General features: G+C 65.8%; 15 protein-coding genes and 1 pseudogene. 9 read left to right on the top strand and 7 right to left on the bottom strand.

Going from position 1 to position 13,626, the window contains the following annotated elements; genetic code table 11:
• Positions 1-136: 136 nt before the first annotated feature.
• On the top strand, positions 137-850 hold the full coding sequence (locus tag TL10_RS28715; RefSeq protein WP_043398295.1) for an SDR family NAD(P)-dependent oxidoreductase: 714 nt from the start codon (positions 137-139) through the stop codon (positions 848-850).
• Entirely contained in the window at positions 837-1,202 is a 366-nt protein-coding gene (locus tag TL10_RS28710) for an SgcJ/EcaC family oxidoreductase (RefSeq protein WP_043988348.1), read from the top strand. Before TL10_RS28715 ends, TL10_RS28710 begins: the two co-directional genes overlap by 14 nt.
• Before the next feature lie 376 nt (positions 1,203-1,578).
• On the opposite strand, the gene TL10_RS28705 is transcribed toward TL10_RS28710, so the two are convergent.
• The 6 genes from TL10_RS28705 to TL10_RS30430 are packed head-to-tail and all read right to left on the bottom strand — an operon-like array spanning position 1,579 to position 5,559.
• Positions 1,579-1,971 (bottom strand): hypothetical protein, encoded by a 393-nt coding sequence (locus TL10_RS28705; RefSeq protein WP_043988342.1) that lies wholly within the window; start codon positions 1,969-1,971, stop codon positions 1,579-1,581.
• Between the two features lie 9 nt (positions 1,972-1,980).
• A complete protein-coding gene (locus tag TL10_RS28700) occupies positions 1,981-3,204 on the bottom strand; it encodes an O-succinylhomoserine sulfhydrylase (protein ID WP_234711564.1) in 1,224 nt (407 codons plus the stop codon).
• Positions 3,201-3,614 (bottom strand): rhodanese-like domain-containing protein, encoded by a 414-nt coding sequence (locus TL10_RS28695; protein WP_043398286.1) that lies wholly within the window; start codon positions 3,612-3,614, stop codon positions 3,201-3,203. The genes TL10_RS28700 and TL10_RS28695 overlap by 4 nt, the downstream gene beginning before the upstream one ends.
• Positions 3,615-3,634: 20 nt before the next feature.
• On the bottom strand, positions 3,635-4,084 hold the full coding sequence (locus TL10_RS28690) for an Rv0361 family membrane protein (RefSeq protein WP_043988339.1): 450 nt from the start codon (positions 4,082-4,084) through the stop codon (positions 3,635-3,637).
• Position 4,085: 1 nt separating this feature from the next.
• Positions 4,086-5,213: an ATP-grasp domain-containing protein gene (locus TL10_RS28685; protein ID WP_082068120.1), complete on the bottom strand. Its 1,128-nt coding sequence runs from the start codon at positions 5,211-5,213 to the stop codon at positions 4,086-4,088.
• 37 nt (positions 5,214-5,250) lie between these two features.
• The gene (locus TL10_RS30430; RefSeq protein WP_081936770.1) at positions 5,251-5,559 is read right to left on the bottom strand and encodes a UBP-type zinc finger domain-containing protein; all 309 of its coding nucleotides are present in this window, start codon (positions 5,557-5,559) and stop codon (positions 5,251-5,253) included.
• Between the two features lie 58 nt (positions 5,560-5,617).
• On the opposite strand from TL10_RS30430, the gene TL10_RS28680 reads away from it, so the two are divergent.
• The 7 genes from TL10_RS28680 to TL10_RS28650 all read left to right on the top strand — a co-directional run bounded on the left by TL10_RS28680 (position 5,618) and on the right by TL10_RS28650 (position 13,333).
• Positions 5,618-7,210: a Na+/H+ antiporter gene (locus tag TL10_RS28680; RefSeq protein ID WP_043398277.1), complete on the top strand. Its 1,593-nt coding sequence runs from the start codon at positions 5,618-5,620 to the stop codon at positions 7,208-7,210.
• A gap of 326 nt (positions 7,211-7,536) precedes the next feature.
• On the top strand, positions 7,537-7,932 hold the full coding sequence (locus TL10_RS28675; protein ID WP_043398273.1) for an ArsR/SmtB family transcription factor: 396 nt from the start codon (positions 7,537-7,539) through the stop codon (positions 7,930-7,932).
• A complete protein-coding gene (locus TL10_RS28670; protein ID WP_043398270.1) occupies positions 7,929-8,411 on the top strand; it encodes an SRPBCC family protein in 483 nt (160 codons plus the stop codon). The genes TL10_RS28675 and TL10_RS28670 overlap by 4 nt, the downstream gene beginning before the upstream one ends.
• Positions 8,412-8,908: 497 nt before the next feature.
• On the top strand, positions 8,909-9,394 hold the full coding sequence (locus TL10_RS28665) for a nitroreductase family deazaflavin-dependent oxidoreductase (RefSeq protein WP_043988347.1): 486 nt from the start codon (positions 8,909-8,911) through the stop codon (positions 9,392-9,394).
• A 466-nt stretch (positions 9,395-9,860) separates the two neighbouring features.
• On the top strand, positions 9,861-11,237 hold the full coding sequence (locus tag TL10_RS28660; protein ID WP_202813129.1) for an APC family permease: 1,377 nt from the start codon (positions 9,861-9,863) through the stop codon (positions 11,235-11,237).
• A 415-nt stretch (positions 11,238-11,652) separates the two neighbouring features.
• Entirely contained in the window at positions 11,653-12,696 is a 1,044-nt protein-coding gene (locus tag TL10_RS28655; protein WP_082068118.1) for a lysophospholipid acyltransferase family protein, read from the top strand.
• Positions 12,697-13,051: 355 nt separating this feature from the next.
• Positions 13,052-13,333, top strand: coding sequence for an ANTAR domain-containing protein (locus TL10_RS28650; RefSeq protein ID WP_043988344.1), 282 nt, complete (start codon positions 13,052-13,054; stop codon positions 13,331-13,333).
• A 168-nt stretch (positions 13,334-13,501) separates the two neighbouring features.
• Here the strand turns inward: TL10_RS28650 and TL10_RS30815 are convergent.
• A pseudogene (locus tag TL10_RS30815) lies at positions 13,502-13,626 on the bottom strand (IS5 family transposase); the annotation flags it as partial.

Below are 13,626 nucleotides of genomic sequence, written 5' to 3'. Positions count from 1 at the left end.
CGGCCAGTCCTTTCAAGCCGCACCACCGGGCCGGCAAACAACCCACAAGCCTTACCCGACCCACCCGGGTCGCAGCACACCGTAACTGCCGTAACAGCTCGAAATAACTGCAACTACAAACTTAAGGAACCACCCCGTGAGCACAACACCACGCGTCGCGATCATCACCGGCGCATCCCAGGGCATCGGCGAAGCCCTCGTCGATGGATACCGCAAGCTGGGCTACGCCGTCGTGGCCAACTCCCGCACCATCGCGCCGAGCGACGACCCCATGGTGCACGCGGTCGCGGGTGACATCGGCCGGCCCGGTGTCGGCCAGCAGCTGGTCGACGCAGCGGTCGAGCAGTTCGGCCGCGTCGACACCGTGGTAAACAACGCGGGCATCTTCATCGCCAAGCCGTTCACCGAGTACACCGACGAGGACTACGACGCCGTCACCGGCGTGAATTCACGCGGATTCTTCGAACTGACCCGCGCCGCCATCAGGACAATGGAATCCCAGGGCGACGGTGGCCACGTCGTCACCATTTCCACCAGCCTCGTCGACCAGGCCAACTCGCAGGTGCCGTCGGCGCTGGCGTCCCTGACCAAGGGCGGCCTCAACGCCGCGACGAAGGCGCTGGCCATCGAGTACGCAACCCGCGGAATCCGCGCCAACGCAGTCGCTCTGGGCACCATCCGTACCCCGATGCACGCGCCCGAGACCCATGACTTCCTGTCGGCACTGCACCCGGTGGGTCACATGGGCGACATCTCCGACGTCGTCGACGGCGTGCTATATCTGGAGCACGCCAAGTTCGTCACCGGCGAAATTCTGCATGTGGATGGTGGTCAAAGTGCCGGGCACTGAAGCAACTGAAGTGGTGCGCTCCGTCCTCGACCGGTGGCAGGCGGGCATCGCCGCCCATCAGCCGGACCACGTCGCCGCGGTCTTCACCGAAGACGCGATATTCCAAGGACTTCGGCCCTACAGCGTCGGGCGCCAAGGCGTCTTCGACTACTACGACTCCCAGCCCGTCGGGCTGACGGTGGACTACCGCATCAACGAGATCCGGGAACCCGCCGACTGTGTCGTGCTGGCCTACACCCGGGCAGATTTCACCCTGCCCGACGGGAAAGTCATCAGCCTCAACCTGAGTGTCCTTGTCACGCAAGGCGACAACGGCTGGCAGATAGCGCACTATCAGGTCTCGCCGGCCTGATGAGTCGCAGACTCACCGTGCGCGTTGAGTGTTCATCCACGCAGACCAAAGCCGAGTAGGCGTCTGCGTAGATTCACAGTCAATCAGTGAGCGAGGGGCCGACTACGGCTTACAGATGGCGACACCGCATGTTCCCCGGGAGCACTATGTCGAATGTGCAGCTTTTGGCACGGAATTCGCGGTTCGAGCGACTAAAGCTGCACGCTCGGCGTAGGCCCGCGCTCCACAGTGGTCAACAGCTGGGCCCGGCCACCCAATAGCCGGGCACTCGACAAGCAATTACCCAGGGCGCGTTGAGTGCTCATCCACGCGGACAGAGTCCGAGTAGGCGTCTGCGTAGACGCACGCTCAAACACCTAGCGTCAGCTGACCGAGATCAGAACTGCGGCACGGGATCCCCGACGCGGTAGGCCTCGATCACGTCCAGGTTCGCCATCAACTGCTCGACGGTGAAGCTGTAGATCGCGCCATCCTCTTCGGTGCCGACGAGGATCAGCTGCGGCTGGTCCGGATCGGAGACCCAGATCCTGGTCACCAGCTCGCGCGGATCGTCCTCGGTGGATTCGAAGCCCGACGGCGGGTAGTACCAGATCAGGTATTCATCGTTGGAGTAGTCGGAATCGAATACCCAACCGCGCGGCAGGATTTCGCCCGCGATCCGCCCGACGGCCTCGACCTCGGCATGCACCTCGTCGGGCAGCCAGTTGGCGTTCCGCGTGGTCTGCCGCTTCTTCCGACGGGCCTGCTTGGCCGCGGACTGCTTGGACATCCGAATCCCCTAGCTCAGCGCCTGGTCCAGGTCGGTGATCAGATCCTCGGTGCCCTCGAGCCCGATGGAAATCCGCACCACACCGTCGCCCAGCCCGATCGCGGCCCGACCCTCCGGCCCCATCGCCCGGTGCGTGGTGGTGGCCGGGTGGGTGATCAGCGTCTTGGAGTCACCGAGGTTGTTCGAGATGTCGATGACCTGCAGCTTGTCGAGCACCTCGAACGCCCGGTCCTTGCCGCCGTCGAGTTCGAACGTGACGACGGTGCCGCCACCGCTCATCTGCCGCTTGGCCAGATCGTGCTGCGGATGTGACTGCAGGAACGGGTATTTCACCCAGTTCACGCCGCGCACGCCTTCCAGGAACTCGGCCACCCGCTGCGCGGACCGGTTCGAGTAGTCGACCCGAATGGCCAGCGTCTCAAGACCTTTCAGCATGGTCCAGGCGTTGAACGCGCTCATCGCCGGACCCGTGTGCCGCATCAGCTGCTGCACCGGTCCGTTGATGTACTCCTTGTCGCCCAAGATGGCGCCACCGAGCACCCGGCCCTGGCCGTCGATGTGCTTGGTCCCCGAGTACACGACGATGTCGGCACCGAGCTGCATGCCCTGCTGCAGCAGCGGCGTCGCGAAGACGTTGTCCAGCACCACCTTCGCGCCGGCCGCATGCGCCAGCTCGGAGACCGCGGCGATGTCCACCAGCGACTGCATCGGGTTGGACGGCGTCTCGAAGAACACCGCGGTCGTCGGCACCGACAGTGCTTGCTCCCACTGGGACAGGTCGTCACCGTCGACGAAGACGGTCTCCACACCCCAGCGCGGCAGGATCTCGTTGCAGACCACGAAGCACGACCCGAACAGGCTGCGCGCCGCGACCAACCGGTCACCGGAGGCGAGCAGCGCACCGAGTGCGGTGAACACCGCGGCCATGCCCGTCGCTGTCGCGAAAGCAGCAGGCGCGCCTTCGATGAGCCGCAGCCGTTCCTCGAACATCTGGATGGTCGGGTTGCCGTAGCGCGAGTAGACGTAGCGGTCGATCTCGCCGGTGAACGCCTGCTCCGCGGCAGCCGCCGACTCGTAGACGTACCCCGAGGTCAGGTACATCGCCTCGGCGGTCTCCTCGAACTCGGACCGCAGCAGTCCGCCGCGCACGCCGATGGTCGCCTGGCTGACGCCGTCCGGCAGCGGCGCCGGGACCCGGACCGAGGGCACACCGTCGGCGTTGAGGCCCCTCACGACTGCACCCACGGCAGTCCGATGGCGCGCCAACCGCTGCCACCGCGATGCCGCTGTCCGTCGAGGTTGCCCTCGAAACCGTCGAGCACGTTGTACGACGGGCCGATGCCCGCCGCGGTGGCGGCCTCGGCGGCACCGATGGAACGGTTACCCGAGCGACAGAGGAACACCACCGGCCGCTCGCCGGGCGTCACGCCGGCGGCCAGCAGGTCGTCGACGAATCCGTCGTTGCGCCTGCCGTCGCCGGACACCCACTCGATGTACACAACGTCACGACCGAGGCTGGAGATGTCAGGCACGCCCACCCAACGCCATTCGGCGTCGGTCCGGCAGTCGACAAGCACCGCCTCGGGGTTGTCACTGAGCAGGTCCCAGGCCTGCTGCGGCGTGATATCTCCCGCGTAGCTCACGGATGCGAGTCTGTCACAAACTAGCTCGGGACCGGCGAGCACACCTTCCATGCGCCGTCCTCGTTCACCAGCACCACGGGCGCCGTGGGCTTCTGGTCCGGCGTCTTGTCGAAGTGGTACATCAGCACCGCGGTGGCCTTCTGGCCGTCGAACTTGATGTCCGTCACTTCGTCGACGTAGCGCTGCCCGTTCTTGGCCGCCGAATCCTGTTGCCGGGCAAGCACATCCGCCTCGGTGCCGGCCTGCGCCCTGCAGGTGTACGTCTGGAAGCGCGCGTAGTCCTTGCGCTGCAGCCCGTCGTTCTGGCCGACGACCGCGGTGCGCACCAGCTGCTCCGGCGTCGGATCATTCCGGCCGAACACCCCGATCGCGTTCAGCACCGCGATTATGACCACGAGGACCACAATGAGCGCCAGCGCGGCCAGGAACGGCCCCAGGGTCTGGCGCGGGTGCGATTCCGATTCGGTCATGTCACTTCCCTGTCTGGTTGATCGCCGCCGCTTGGTTGAGCACAGCGGCCACCTGATGCGCACGGTCGCGCGCCCGCACCACGTCCGGCGCCGTCGCCAAAGCCACGCACACCTCGCCGGAGAGGCGTACGTCGCTCTCTGCGACAGCCAGCGCGTCGGGCAGTGCGCGCGCGACCGCCGCCTTGTCCGACGACGGGCGGCTGACCTCACCGGCCGCCGGCGAGATCATGATGGTGTCGACCGGCAGGCCGAGGATCGCCCGCGCGTGCAGATCGAACTGCGACAGCCGCTGCGACCGCGTCGTCACGAACCCGGCGCCGGTGAGCATCGGATGGACCGTCGCGAAGTACACCTCCTCGGCCCCCGATTCCGCGTCGGTGCCGAGCAGCAGGTCGACGGTGAACAGCCCCGTGCCACCGAGTTTGCCCGCGATCCGGGCCGCGATCGAGCGGGCCGCGTCCAGCGCCGACTCCGACAGCAGCTGCGGCTGCCACAACTCCAGCGGACCGCCGTTGTCGCGGCGGTGACCGATCGGCTCGCAGAACTGCACCACCGGGCCGGCCGGGCCCTGGGTCCGCATCGTCAGCATGGTGAACTCGGCGGCCACGTCGACGGCCGTCTCGGCCATCACCCGGTCACTGCCCGCAGCCACCGCACGGTGCCAGGCGACGTCGACGTCTTCGGGGCGGGACAGCACCGAGCGGCCCGCACCCTCGGTGTTCGCGGCCGGTGACACCGTGAGCGGCAGCCCGGCGTGCTCGGCCACCGCGGTGAGCTCGTCGACCGATCCGGCGAACCAGAACGGCGCCGTCGGCAGCCCCAGCTCGTTGGCCGCCAAGGTGCGCAGCGCCTCACGATCGGACGCGAGCCGCAGAGCAGTCGGCGTCGGGAACACGGCGACCTCGTCGAGCCCGGCCAACCCCGCCACGACGTCGGCCGCCAGGTCCGCCACCGCGGACTGGACCACCACCAACTGCGGCGTGTGCCTGTCGATCAGGGCCCGCAGTGCTGCCGCCCCGGCGGGCGCGGCCACCGCGGTCGCCCGCGTCCCCAGCCGCTGGAAGGACAGCACCAGCTCACTGCTCAACTCACCGGTGCCGAGTACCAGGACCGTTGTCCGGTCTACCAACTCATCAGCCAATCTCCCCGTCGCTTCGCTCGCCGCGTCAACCCAATCTGATGTCGACGTAGCACCATCGCCAGCTCTCCCCCGGCTCGACCGACCGCATCACCGGATGACCGGTGCGGCGGTAATGCTCATTGGCGTGTTGGTGCGGACTGGAATCGCAACAGCCGACCTGTCCGCAGGTCAGACACATCCGCAGGTGTGCCCACGTATCCTCCCCAAGTGCCGCACAGTCACCACAGCGTCCAGGCGTCTGCGGCTCCGGTTCAGCTTGACCGACCGCGTCGGCGAGGTGCGCGCAGGTGGTCGGGGAATTTTCTTCGCGCGGACGTGTTGCCCGTGACTGCATCCATTTCCCCAGCATGTTGAACAAGGATAGGGCTGGCTGACCGAGGAGGTTTGAGGACATGGGTGCCCCACTGCTGGCAGTGCTGGTGGCCTCGGTGTTGTTGGCCGCGCTGGCCCGCCGATACGACGTCTCGGCGCCGTTGGGACTCGTCGTCGCGGGACTCGCCGTCGGGCTGATTCCGGGCGTGCCGGCGATCGAGATGCAGCCGCAGTTGGTCATGTTCGTGGTGCTGCCGCCGCTGCTGTGGTCGGCCGGGCTGGAGAGCAGCTACTTGGCCCTGCGTAAGAACGTCCGCGCCATCGGGCTGCTGGCGGTCGGGCTGCCGCTGGCCACCACGCTGGTGGTCGGGTTCGTCGCTTTCCATACCGTTCCAGAGCTGACGGTCGCGGCAGCTCTCACCCTGGGCGCGATCGTCGCGCCGCCCGACGCGGTCTCTGCCGCGGCCATCGGCCGCCGGCTGGGGCTGCCGCGCCAGATCATGACGCTGCTCGGCGGCGAGAGCCTGCTCAACGACGCGACGGCACTCACCGCGTACAAGGTCGCGCTGGCCGCTGCCATCGGCGCCGCGGCGACGTGGCAGGGCGCGCTGGGCACCTTCGCGCTGGCCGCGGTGGGCGGTGTCGTGATCGGCGGACTGATCGGGTGGTTCATCGAGTTCATCCGGACCTGGCTCGACGATCCGCTGGTGGAGAGCGCCATCGGGCTCGTCGCGCCGTATTTCATCTACTGGGTGGCCGAGGAGGTGCACGGCTCCGGGGTGATCGCGGTGGTGGTCGCCGCGCTGCTGCTCGGACAGCGCGCCACGCGGGCGTCCTACGCCACCCGGCTGCAGGACGACGCGGTGTGGAAGTCGATCCAGCTGGTGCTGGAGTCCTTCGCGTTCCTGATGATCGGCCTGCAGCTGCCGACCGTCGTCGACGAGCTGACCGGTATCCGCGCCGTCACCCTGGCCGTGGCGTCGGCCGCGGTGCTGGCCACGGTGATCGGGGTCCGCATCGTCTGGGTGTACGTCATGGCCTACACGCCGCGCGTCCTGTTCCGCGGCATCCGGGAACGGGAACCCAGACCGACGGCGTCGCAGGTTTTCATCGTGGCCTGGGCGGGGATGCGCGGTGTGGTCTCACTGGCGGCGGCGTTCGGTGTGCCACTGGTGACGCTGAGCGGCGAACCGTTCCCGGGGCGCGCGCAGCTGGTGTTCCTGACCTTCGTCGTGGTGATCGGCACGCTGCTGTTGCACGGTCTGACGCTGCCGTGGCTGATCCGAATGCTCGACGTCCAAAGCGAGGCCGAGGCTCATCAGGACGCTTTGGAACAGGCCGCGGCGTCGAGTCGCGCAGCCGCGGCGGCCGCCGACCGGCTCGACGAATTGCTGGCCCGCAGTAGCGATTCCAGCGCCCAACAGCACGTCGGCGAGGTACTGCAGAGCTGGAACGACCGGCGTCGCAACGCGGTCTGGGAGCGACTGGGCCGCAGCGACGACGACATCGGCGAAAGCCCGGCGTCGGCCATGCGGCGCCTGCGGTTGGAGATGCTGGCGGCCGAGCGCGCGACGTTCATCGCCGAACGCGACGCCGGGAACATCGACGACGAAGTCCTGCGGTCAGTGCTGCACGGGCTGGACCTGGAAGAGGCGGCGCTGAACCGGGAGTGACGCTCGCTTGGCGTGGGCAGTGCGCCGAAGCTCGCTCGGCAAACCTGAGCACACGGCGATTTCCCGAGGTTTCGCGCCACCCAGCCAGGCTCAGCGCTGGGCACTTGACTAGCAAAAGCGTTGTGGCCGTTGACTTTGCGTCTACGCACCCCGCTACTCGAACTTTTACGCCCTCAGTTCAGAGTCAACGGCGTCGGGCCGCCGATCCGGGTTGAGTCGGAAATGAGGGCGCAAGCCACTCGCACAAGTGAGCCAAGGATTCCGGGTGAACGCGTTTTCGCACCAGCCCTTGACGCCGCTACCCGCAGCCCCTAATCTACAACCAAATGGTTGTAGATACTTTTCCAGGCTCGTTCACCGATGCGGAGATCGACAAGATCTTTCACGCATTGGCGGACGCCACGCGCCGCGACATCGTCGCCCGGACGATGCGCAGCGACCAGTCGGTGAGCGCACTCGCGCGCGGCTACGACATGAGCTTCGCCGCGGTGCAGAAACACGTTGCCGTACTGGCCGCCGCGGCGTTGGTGCATAAAGAGCGCCGCGGCCGGGAACAACTCGTCCGTGCGGTGCCCGAAACCCTGCACCGGGCGGGCGTGCTCCTGGAGCGCTACGCGGCGCTCTGGCACGACCGCGCCGCGACCATCGAGGCGATCCTCGCCGAAGACGGTTACCCGCCCCACCAAACATCAAGCAGCACAAAACGAAAGGACCACCGATGACGGTGCTCAGCAGCGCAGCCGACCCGCAAGCCCTCACCATGACCTTCGTGGCCGAGTTCTCCGCGCCGCCGGCGCGGGTCTGGCAGGTATGGGAAGACCCGCGCCAGCTGGAACGCTGGTGGGGCCCGCCGACCTGGCCGGCCACCTTCACCCGCCACGCCCTCACGCCGAGCGGTCAGTCGCGGTACCACATGACCGGACCCGAGGGTGAGATCGCGCCGGGCTGGTGGACCACGCTCGAAGTCGACGCACCGAACCGGCTGCTCATCGAGGACGGCTTCTCCCAGCCGGATGGCGAGCCCGACCCCGAGATGCCCACCATGCGTTTGGAGGTGTCGTTCGACGCGATCGACACCGGCACCCGCATGACGATCGTCACCCGGTTCACCGATCTCGAACAGCTCGAGAAGGTGACCGCGATGGGCATGGTCGAAGGCATGACCGGCGCGCTCGGCCAGATCGACGCACTGCTGTCCTGATTCACCGAAAACCACCGGAAGGAAACGACATGCCGACAGCCATCCAGCCGTGTCTCTGGTTCAACGACCAGGCCCTTCTTATCTGTACCCATTTTTGAAAATCTGGCGGGTATTTGGGCGACTACCTGCAGTTTTGCGCCTGACCAGCCAGGAGACTGCACATGAGGCACGTTAGGCGTGTTTCGCCGCTGCGCTGCCTCGGCGCTTTGACGCCGACAAAGTCATCCCGGCGGTCATCACCCATCCCGGCTCCACCAACTCCGTGCGACCCCGGTCTCGAGGACCTCAATCGGCCCACGCCTGGTCTGCAAGCATCGACCCCGGGGCGGCGCGCCTCCAAAATCCTGATCCGCCATGGGCAGTCGCGACGCAATTAATTGCGCTATGCAATAGTTGCAGTAGCATTGTGTATGGCGGGTAGATCGGTCGGGTGGTATTCCGCACGCCGTGGCACTTGTCCATGACGCGCATCCACGGGTGCGGAAAGGATGACAGTTGTGAAGATCGTCAAACACGTAAGACCTCCAGCGGGATTGAGCCGGCTGCTGTATCGGCTGCCCCTGTACATGTTCCGGGCTCACCTTGGTTGGGTGTGCGGGGAGCGCATCATGCGGCTTCATCACCTAGGTCGAGTGTCTGGTGAGCCACGCCAGGCGGTGTTGGAGGTCGTCGAACACGATCGGGCCGACGATAGCTTTGTTGTCGCCTCGGGGTGGGGGCCAACTGCTGCCTGGTACCAAAATGTCATGCACGCCCCGGAGGTGGTCATTGACGTGGGGTGGCGCACCCTGCCCGTAACTGCGATAGCGCTGGACGCCGATGAAGGTGCGGACATCTTTGCCCGCTACGCAACGCGCCACCGCCTGGTGGCGACGTTCCTTCTTCCGCGGGTGATGGGGTTTGAGGTTGATGGTTCGGAACCCGACTTCCGCGAGGCGGGACGACATATGCCATTCGTCCGATTCATCCCGCGTTCGGCGTAGTCGATCGGCTTTAGCGTCGTCTCCACGTCAGCGGCGTCCAGCCCAGCTGACGGCAGCCTCACGCCGCGCAGTCCGGACTCGAAAGTCTTGCCACGCAGCCACCGTTGCGATCCGCAAAGATACTAGCCGGCAAAGCAATTGGTCGTGGCGTCAGCCAGGGGTGTTTCCCGCGAGGCCCACATTGTGGTGTTGATCGGGCAGCACTGAGCCATGTGACCGGGGATCGACCAGCCGCTCTCCTGTTGCAAGGCGGGGCGGCGTAGTGGTCGATCGTGCGGTGCCCGCTTTCAGCCAAGGAAGCCGAGTGGATGGACGTCGCTGCCAAACTAGTGCCCCGGGCAACGACCGTCGCGGTCTCTCACGATGTCGCACCACGTTGGCCAGGGTGCGTTAGGCTCACCACCTTGGTGCGCCGGGAAGTCTGGTCGGCAGTGTCGTTGCCGAGTCCAGATTGTCGAGGCCGCCCATGATGACATTCCTCCACTCGCGCCCAATCCTGCTGCTCGCATTTGCCTTTGCCGTTATGGCCGATCCGGTGTCGTCGGTCGCCTACGCGATCGAAGCCGCGCTGCGAGCGCTCGGCGGTGATCTGGCGTTGCTGATTCCAGCAATGTCAGCGGTGGTGCTGATCATTGCCTTGGTGGTGGTGAACTACCAGCAACTGATCGCACGGTATCCGCGTGGTGGCGGAGCGTCAGCCGCGACCGGCGAGGCCTTCGGCGAAGGCTGGGCCTTTCTGCCCATCGGTGCACTCATCGTCGATTTTGTGCTGACCATCGCGATCAGTGTCGCCGCCGGCGCATCAGCGATCATCGCCTACATGCCCACGTTGGCGCCGTACCGGATTGTTCTGGCTGCGGGGCTGGCGGTTCTGGTTGGCGGCGCGACATGGTTCGGCCATCTCGGTCGCCTCGCGTTCGCGGCCATGACCGTCGCCTTCGTTGCCGTTACGACGCTCGTTCTGCTGTACGGAACGGTTGCCGAGCCACTACGGGCCATGCCTTCGCCAGCATCCGAGCATCCCAGCCACAGCGCGCTTTTCGCTGTACTGCTTGCCTTCCCGGTGGCGATGGCGCTCGCCACGGGCGTCGAGGCCCCGTCCTCGGCCATCGCGCAGCTGGGTCAGCTGGACGATCGCGGACGTCACCAATTCGGCAGGATCACCCTGTGGCTGACACTGGTCATCGTCGGCACACTCACCATGGGCTTGACCATCGAAGCGCGGGTGCTCAACGTCGGCATTCCGCCTGGGGACAGCACCCAGATCGCCGAACTCGCCCGCCATTGCACACCGGGGCCGGTGTTTGCGGTCTTTCAGCTCGTCACGGCGCTGCTGCTGCTTTCTGCTGCCAGTTCATCGTTCCAGGCCGGACCTGGTCTCCTGAAGGCGCTGGCCCGCACAACGCACGGCACAGGCATTCTGCCAGGCTTCCTCGGTCGAACGAACATCCACCACACCCCGTACTGGGGCGTGGTGTTCTTCACCATCGTCTCGGTGATCGCGACGGCCGCAGCCGGCGGACAGGATCAAACCCTCGTGCTCTATTACGCGGTATCGGTGTTCCTGAGTTTCCTGGCAGGCCTGGTCGCGATGGCCTATTTCTCCTATCGCGAGCGCAACCGCGGGCATCTGTTGCTCAACGGGATAGGTGCCACCGTGGTGTTTTTCGTCCTGGTGATCAACCTGGGCCGCGGGTATCCCATCATCAGCCTCGCGGCCACCGTGCTCATCGCCGCCGCGCTATGGCAGTTGTGGATCACCGCAGGCCGCCCGCGCGGCATCCGTGAGGTCGAGGCGATGGCAGAGACAATATCCGACCAGCCCGAAGAACCCCCGCACTAACGAGCAGGCCGCGCGGACACTTCAAGTCTGTGTAGGGAAGTCTGCTGAACACCGGTCCGCCGGGTCCGACGTCATGACGCGCACATGGAGTTGCTTCGTAATCGAGTTGAATTGCCTGGACACCCCCTGAGTGGAGTGAGTCCAAAACGGCCGCCGACTGCCCCAAGCGCCGAGGTGTTGTCACCAGTTCATGGCACGAATATGTCTATTCCCCTTCGGTATTCGCGAGCCGGTCACAGATCCCTTGCCGCACTGATGCCACCGCCATCAAGACGCTGACACGGATCATGTCATGGAAGTTTCGGTAGCATATTGCAATAGTTGCCAGGTGCGGTAATAGATTGACTTCGCGACGAGGCGAGACGGACGGGAATCACTCCTCAGCCGCGCCGGGACGCGAATATAGGAGTACACGATGGCCAGTACCCGTGCCACGAACGTTATTGAGCTCGACAGGCGAGGTTCACACACCCGACGGAACGCATCGATCCGGCGTGCCGCCGATGACCAGATGGTTCCCGAGACGGTCCCGCTCGGGAAAGCCAAAACTGCACTCGGTGACGTCACGACCGAGCGCATGTCCCCTGCTGGGGCTGAAAAGCCGACTCGGTATCGGCCCCGGACCGACTTTGTGGGCGACCTGGCCGCGATGACCTCGTTCATCTGCCGACGCCTCGTAGGCGACTATCAGGTGGATGAGTTCGGCTACGACGCCAAGTTCGCCGAACAGGTAGTGCTGCCGGTGTTGCGCCCCCTGTTCAACGCCTGGTTTCGGGTTGAAGTTGCTGGTATGAACAATATTCCCGTCGACGGTCCGGCATTGATCGTGGCCAACCATGCGGGGGTGTTGCCACTAGATGCGCTGATGGCATCGGTCGCGGTTCATGACCACCACCCCGCGCACCGCGCGCTGCGGATCTTGGCCGCAGACCTGGTATTCGCACTACCCGCGCTCGCTCCCATCGCACGAAAAGCCGGTCACACCTTGGCCTGTACGCCGGACGCGCATCGCCTCCTGACCAGCGGTGAACTCGCAGCTATTTTCCCCGAAGGCCACAAAGGGCTCGGCAAGTGCTTCCGCGACCGGTACCAGCTGGCGCGGTTTGGCCGCGGCGGTTTCGCGGTGGCGGCGCTGCGCGCTGGCGCACCGATCATTCGGTGCGCGAACGTGGGATCCGAAGAGATCTATCCGATGGTGACCAACGCGTGGCCTCTGGCCCGGCTGCTGGGCCTGCCGCATTTCCCGATCACACCTACGTTCCCGCTAGCTGGCCCGCTAGGCCTGATGCCCTTGCCATCGAAGTGGTCCATCGAATTCGGTACGCCTATAACGACATCGAGCTGTCCAGACGTCGAGGACCCGATGGGGGTGTTTGACCTCGCCGACCACGTTCGTCAAACCATCAGCTGCCTGCTGCGACACCGACTGACCGCCCGGAATAATGTCTTTACTGGCTAAGCAGACGAGGCATACCGCATCCGGACCCGACGGGGACGTTGCGGGAACCGGCGATGCCGCGACACACCGCAGGACACCACAACCGCCTGCCTGCTGCGACTCCCACCTCGTAGCGCACGCGTTCGTGACCGCAGTTCTCTTGGCTGCGGTTGTGGTGCTGGCCATTTCCCTGCTATCCACCGGGCCTCACCGCCCCGGTACACCGCCGGTGCACGCACCTCGACGTGCACCCGGCACGCAGCTGACCACCCACCGATCCGAAAAGCCCCACACCACAAGATGATCCGATAGGAGCAACCATGCCCAACCTCACCACGGCCGAAACTGCGATCAGGCCGCGCTGATGGACATCATCATGAGCCGCCAGCAGCTCACCACCGTTCGCCTACGCCCCGGCGTGCGGGCACTCGACCGTGCCGAAGGGGTATTGATGGCCCTGCGGCGCTGCAGCTGCGACGACGCCTTCGACGAATTACTCGAGGCGGCCCGCCGCCAGCACGTGCCGGTCTTCACGATTGCCACCGCACTCGTTGAGTTGGTCGACGGCACTGGATCATCTGGCAGCGATCCTGCTGCGGCAGCCGCGGCCGATCGACAATGGGGTGACCTCATTGGTCGTGACCGCCGGCCCAGCTGACATCGCGGGCGCGCTCAAGCTCACCCTTGGCGGCCGGCTGCGCCCTACGACTGCGCAGAGCGGTCTCGGGAGGCGAACCCGCCTATACGGGGCGTGCTGCGGTGAACATCGATGCTTCACAAGGCTTGTCGTCGATCCGCGGCTGACGGGGTGCGCTGTCGTGACGGACTAGGGCGTGTCTCCCAATTTGAGAGTTCCCACGCGGGAGTGGATGACGGCGCAGGCCAACAAGACACCGCCGAGGTAGGTCAGGGCATATTTGTCGTAGCGGGTCGCAACACCGCGCCACTGCT

It is taken from the genome of Mycolicibacterium llatzerense (assembly GCF_000878195.1).
Classification (GTDB): Bacteria; Actinomycetota; Actinomycetes; order Mycobacteriales; family Mycobacteriaceae; genus Mycobacterium; species Mycobacterium llatzerense.
The sequence above is the reverse complement of the archived record's forward strand: the minus strand, read 5'-3'. Positions and strand labels throughout refer to the sequence as shown.

Excerpts from the sequence above, each read along its gene's own strand:
- TL10_RS28690 (WP_043988339.1), bottom strand. The coding sequence starts at position 4,084 with ATGACCGAATCGGAATCGCACCCGCGCCAGACCCTGGGGCCGTTCCTG.
- TL10_RS28655 (WP_082068118.1), top strand. The coding sequence starts at position 11,653 with ATGGCCAGTACCCGTGCCACGAACGTTATTGAGCTCGACAGGCGAGGT.
- TL10_RS28705 (WP_043988342.1), bottom strand. The coding sequence starts at position 1,971 with ATGTCCAAGCAGTCCGCGGCCAAGCAGGCCCGTCGGAAGAAGCGGCAG.
- TL10_RS28675 (WP_043398273.1), top strand. The coding sequence starts at position 7,537 with ATGGTTGTAGATACTTTTCCAGGCTCGTTCACCGATGCGGAGATCGAC.
- TL10_RS30430 (WP_081936770.1), bottom strand. The coding sequence starts at position 5,559 with ATGCAGTCACGGGCAACACGTCCGCGCGAAGAAAATTCCCCGACCACC.
- TL10_RS28670 (WP_043398270.1), top strand. The coding sequence starts at position 7,929 with ATGACGGTGCTCAGCAGCGCAGCCGACCCGCAAGCCCTCACCATGACC.
- TL10_RS28680 (WP_043398277.1), top strand. The coding sequence starts at position 5,618 with ATGGGTGCCCCACTGCTGGCAGTGCTGGTGGCCTCGGTGTTGTTGGCC.
- TL10_RS28660 (WP_202813129.1), top strand. The coding sequence starts at position 9,861 with ATGATGACATTCCTCCACTCGCGCCCAATCCTGCTGCTCGCATTTGCC.
- TL10_RS28650 (WP_043988344.1), top strand. The coding sequence starts at position 13,052 with ATGAGCCGCCAGCAGCTCACCACCGTTCGCCTACGCCCCGGCGTGCGG.